Genomic DNA, 220 nt, shown 5'->3' with positions numbered 1-220 from the left:
GTAGGCATTATGCGGTATTAGCCATCGTTTCCAATGGTTATCCCCCACATCAAGGCAATTTCCTAGGCATTACTCACCCGTCCGCCGCTCGACGCCCAACAAATCCTCCGAAGATTCAATGTTGTCGTTTCCGCTCGACTTGCATGTGTTAGGCCTGCCGCCAGCGTTCAATCTGAGCCATGATCAAACTCTTCAATTTAAGATTTTGTGACTCAACGAA

The 220-nt window shown here is 48.2% G+C and carries 1 rRNA gene; it reads right to left on the bottom strand.

Going from position 1 to position 220, the window contains the following annotated elements:
- A 16S ribosomal RNA gene (locus tag AACR09_RS00980) occupies nucleotides 1–199 on the bottom strand; the annotation flags it as partial.
- Nucleotides 200–220: the final 21 nt, after the last annotated feature.

Origin of the sequence: Vibrio sp. OPT20 (assembly GCF_963889365.1) — a bacterium.
GTDB lineage: Bacteria > Pseudomonadota > Gammaproteobacteria > Enterobacterales > Vibrionaceae > Vibrio > Vibrio splendidus.
This window is presented reverse-complemented; position numbering and strand designations above follow the sequence as displayed.